The 4,742-nt window shown below is 43.0% G+C and carries 4 protein-coding genes; 2 read left to right on the forward strand and 2 right to left on the reverse strand.

Annotated elements, in window-relative coordinates; translation table 11 throughout:
* The coding region (locus OEX01_09300) for an ornithine carbamoyltransferase (GenBank protein MDH5449177.1) at nt 1–570 on the reverse strand (570 nt) is incomplete at its 3' end.
* A gap of 71 nt (nt 571–641) precedes the next feature.
* On the opposite strand from OEX01_09300, the gene OEX01_09305 reads away from it, so the two are divergent.
* Together OEX01_09305 and OEX01_09310 are read left to right on the forward strand one after the other, a co-directional pair.
* Entirely contained in the window at nt 642–1,499 is an 858-nt protein-coding gene (locus tag OEX01_09305; GenBank protein ID MDH5449178.1) for a hypothetical protein, read from the forward strand.
* A 494-nt stretch (nt 1,500–1,993) separates the two neighbouring features.
* Nucleotides 1,994–3,214: a bifunctional 5,6,7,8-tetrahydromethanopterin hydro-lyase/3-hexulose-6-phosphate synthase gene (locus tag OEX01_09310; protein ID MDH5449179.1), complete on the forward strand. Its 1,221-nt coding sequence runs from the start codon at nt 1,994–1,996 to the stop codon at nt 3,212–3,214.
* Between the two features lie 23 nt (nt 3,215–3,237).
* Here the strand turns inward: OEX01_09310 and OEX01_09315 are convergent, their stop codons facing one another.
* The gene (locus OEX01_09315) at nt 3,238–4,524 is read right to left on the reverse strand and encodes an NDP-sugar synthase (GenBank protein MDH5449180.1); all 1,287 of its coding nucleotides are present in this window, start codon (nt 4,522–4,524) and stop codon (nt 3,238–3,240) included.
* Nucleotides 4,525–4,742 lie beyond the last annotated feature (218 nt).

Raw genomic sequence — 4,742 nt, forward strand, 5'->3', positions numbered from 1 at the left:
AAGCAACTCAGAGTCCTGTGCGGGTTCATGTGTAATCGGCGTTACGGTTGTAATCTGCATGCCAGTCATGGTGCAGGCTTCAATGAGGGAGTTGCACACATTATTGTGGACACCGATGTAAACCAGCTTTAACCCTTTCATCCTGCCCTTATGCTCTTTTACTGTCATCAGATCAGCGATAGCTTGGCAAGGATGATACTTATCGTCACAACCATTAATCACAGGCACCTGTGACGCTGAAGCCATTTTCATCAAGTCGACGTTTCTTTTCAGCCGCGCCATGATGCAGTCGACGTTGCGCGAAAGATACTTAACCTCATCGCTTATGTCTGCCAGCTTGAATTGGGTTGTCAGCCAGTCCATGTAGAGGGCGTGACCGCCCAGTTGAGCCATAGCAACTTCAAAGGAAACGCGTGTTCTAGTGGATGTTTTCTGAAAAATCATGGCTAAAGATTTGTCCTGCAAAGCAGTTCGATATTTTGCAGGTTCTTTTTTAATCTCTATTGCCTTGTCAATAAGAAACTCAACCTCTTGTGAAGTCCAATCTTTAAAATTTATCAAGTGTCTCATATTGCATCCTCAGTCTTTTTTCAAAAGCCAGAGCCAGATGATATAAGCTTTATGGAAACCCTTAAACCCTATTGACAACTTCAGAAATGAATGACGGAGCACAGCGGATGATTCTCATAGTTGCTTCAGCAAAAGACGTTGCAAGTATGAATATTCGACAACAACTGCTTGCCCACTACGACTTTGAGGAGTCTACAGAGAAATTTCACAACACCCCAGTCTACTACATGACAATTGGCGACAATGAGATGAAGCTTGTAACAATCAAAGAAGAATCAATCTACTACCAAACCATCACAAACAACTTCAACCCCCAACTCATAATCTACATTTCACGCCACAGCAGCAAAAGCGGCACCCCAACGCTCTCAGTCCACACACCAGGCAATCTAACAGATCAAGCCCAAAAAGGTGGCATACCAAGAAAAACATCCATAGCACCAGCAAACGCAATGAAAGAAGCTTTAATGGAAATGGCACAACAAAAAAACACGCTGGGCTTAAATTACAAGGTTTCATACGAATGCACCCATCACGGGCCTTCCCTCGATGTGGCAGCAATGTTTGTGGAACTTGGAAGCTCACCAACACAATGGAAAGATGCGAACGCCGCAGAAGCAGTAGCCCATGCGGCAATGGCTCCGATTTGTAAACGCTCAAAATATTCGCCGGTGGCAATCGGTATAGGTGGACCTCACTATAGTAGAAAATTTTCACGTATGGCTCTGGAGGGTTCTTTTGTGTTCGGCCATATGATTCCGAAGTATGTTATTTCGCAAGTTGATGCGGAAGTTATTAAGCAATGTGTGGAGCGCACGGCGGAGAAGGTTGAAGCTGTCATTTTGGACTGGAAGGGAATAAAGGGTGAGGATAAAGCAGGATTAGTTGAGGCTTTAAAGGAAGTTGGAGTGCCAACACAGAAAGTCTAAACATTTGCCAGAAACTATCTCCCTTGACAACGTATATCAAAACTAACCTACGTGTGTGGACAATTCAGACAATGCTCTCCTTATAGCTCAGATAGTTGCCATCTTTCTATATTTTTCCTCAGCTCGGAAAGCTTTTTTAAAAGGACTTTCAAGAATGTCGGATAACAAAAAAATTTGAATTGTTTTTTCTCTAAAAGATGTCGGGATTGTCGCCCTTTTTATGTGTTTATCCGACAATTTTAAATACTCGATAGTCGTAAAAATCTCTTGAGAGTGTTATTGTGTCGAGAGTTATTATTAAGCGGCCAGCTAGTAAAAAGGAGTTCATCCGACAGTTGAGTAAGGTTATTGTCAAGCAAATGCAGACAAAGAAAGGGAAACCGACAATTGCTGGCACTGCAAGGCAGTTGAATATCCACCGAGACACTCTTTACGAGTGGATGAAAGAGTTTGATGTGAACTTTAATCAAATTTACAAAGAAACTGTGATGTCTATGAAAAGTGTAAAAGAAGCCGAGAAACCTGTATTTCTAATTGGAGAAGCTCTAGTGGGCGAGGGAGATGAAGTTGCCCACATTGACTTGTTGATTGGCGACAAAGACGGCCCAGTTGGGGAAGCTTTTGCTTCAGGCATGTCGAATTTGTCTGCAGGGCACACGCCTCTTCTTGCAGTGATAAGACCTAATCTTCCTCCGAAACCTCACACGCTTCTCATCCCGAAAGTAACGGTGAAAAATCTTGAACAGGTAGGTAGGATATTTGGTCCAGCGCAAGCTGCTGTAGCAAAGGCGGTGGCAGACTCTGTTGAGGATGGGGTTGTTCCCAAAGACAAAATAGAAGACTGGGTAATTGTGTGCAGTGTTTTCGTTCATCCTAACGCCAAAGACTACAGGAAGATATACCACTACAACTATGGCGCTACTAGACTGGCGCTGAAAAGGGCGTTGGCTAAGTATCCGTCGCTCGACAAAATCATATACGACAAAGACAGGGCGAAGCATCCTATAATGGGCTTCAAAGTGCCTCGGCTGTGGCGGCCGCCGTACCTGCAAATCGCCTTAGACATTCCAAGCCTTGGAAGAGTAAAAAGCATAATACAGGAGCTTCCGGAAAGCGACAGAATAATCTTAGAGGTCGGCACACCGCTTTTGAAGAAGTATGGTGTCAAAGCGATTCGGGACTTGAGAGAGGTTGCCAGAGACTTGTTCATTATTGCAGACTTGAAGACCTTAGATGTTGGAAAGGTGGAGGTGGACTTGGCGTTTGAAGAAACTGCCGATGCTGTTGTAGCGGCTGGAGTAGCAGCAAAGGAAACTTTAGATGGTTTCATCTATGAAGCGAAAAAACTGGGAATATACGCGGTGGTAGACATGATGAACGTTGAAGACCCTGTTAAAAAACTCAAAACACTGAAAGAAATGCCAAATATAGTCATTTTACACCGCGGTATCGACATGGAAACCAGACGAACCCTTGGATTAGAACACATCGAAGAGCTAAAGCAGACTTTTGCAGACCAAAAGTTCCTAGTAGCTGTGGCAGGCGGCGTAATCCCAGAAACAGCAAAAGAAGCACTAGCAAAAGGAGCCGACATCTTAATCGTGGGACGGTATATAACGCAGTCTAAAGACGTAAAGCGTGCCGCAAGAGAGTTCTTAGAGCTAACAAGAATGATGAGAGAAGACATTGACCTATACAGAGTTCACGTAGAATAATGGAACAAGGCATGTTCAATGTTCTAAACGCTAGACGGTCGAGGACTAGAAAGTACGATATGAGCGTATTTCCCTTTCACGCCACTGTGAGGATAAACTTTCGTCGCCACCAAGTGTGAACCAGCGCCAATTGTTACGTCATCTGCAATTACAGAAACCGAATTTATTCTCGTCGGCCTTTCTCTCGTTGAATTTACAGTTGTATGTCTCCCAATGATGCTTTCTTCTATTTGAGCTCCATCTTCAATTATAGCACGGTCCATTATTGCCGCTCGCTCAATTGTCACGTTACTGCCAATTTTAGTAAAGTTGTCAATGCATGAATCTACGATACGGGTGCCGTCGCCTATTTTGCAGTGTCTACCTACGAGCACGGAACCTTCAAGTTTTATCTTGCCTTTCTCTATTTTGGCAGAGATTTCTTCTCTTCTTTTGATTGATTCGGAGCTTTCACCTTGTACCCAAACTGTTGGATTTTCAGAAATTTTGCTTCCAAAATAGGTGAGACTGGAAAGTTTGCCTTGCAGTATTTCTTGCATTGCTTGGAGATAGCGCTCTGGAGTTCCTATGTCATACCAGCTTCCTTTCAATGGATAGCCATAAACTGGCCGACCGGTCTTGATTAGGTAGGGGATCAGATCGTATCCGAAGTCTAAACGTTTCTTAACCGCTATCATTTCCTTTACTTCTTTTTCCTTGAAAATCTCTTTGATCTCTGGTTTAACCAAGTATAAGCCAGTGTTAGCCAAATTAGATGGAGCTTCTTCTAGACGAGGTTTTTCTACGAATCTGGATATTCGCATGTTACCATTTATGTCCGCTATCCCATAACCCTTGACATTTTCTACTTCACGCAGTCCTATAGTCATTAATGCATCTTTTTTTTCGTGAAAGGATAGAAAGTCTTTCAGATCGACGTCAAAGATGTTGTCGCCTTGGATTGCGAAGACGGGATTTTCGATGTTATAATACTCGATGTTTATCCTAGCAGAGTCTCCGCTTCCCACATCGTCCTCGTTTGGCTGATATTTCACATGAATGCGAGGTTCGATATTGTATCTTGCAGAAAAGCCGATGCCAGACTCGAAATAATCGTAGAGGTCACGATAATTTGTATATCCTTTTACTCCAAAAATGAAGTTCTTCACACCTTGACGTGCCAAGCAGAGTAGTGAAATATCGATTAGCGGTCTGTTCAAGAGGCGAATACAAGCCTTCGAAACTTCTGCAGTTAAAGGCAGCAGTCTTTTCGCTCTTCCGCCGATGGGAATAATTACCCTAAGACTTTCAGGTGTGTATGAATATTCCAATGCTGGTGAACCTCAGCAATCTTTAGCTCTGCTAAGTATTAAAACCTAAACGTTGAAAGGTGTTGGCTGTTGCAAAACTTGCTGAGGTGTATGTTATTTTAAAGAGCGCAGATCTTTTAGGGCTAAATTGTTAAAAACAATAACGGCGTAAAATTTGTTATATTGTGTCTTTGAGTGGGAATAATTATGGCGGATGCTATAGCGGTTTTTTCGATTGT

It is taken from the genome of Candidatus Bathyarchaeota archaeon (assembly GCA_029882535.1).
GTDB lineage: Archaea > Thermoproteota > Bathyarchaeia > Bathyarchaeales > SOJC01 > JAOUKM01.

Coding starts and splice junctions, on each gene's coding strand:
- OEX01_09310 (MDH5449179.1), top strand. CDS start 1,994: ATGAAAAGTGTAAAAGAAGCCGAGAAACCTGTATTTCTAATTGGAGAA.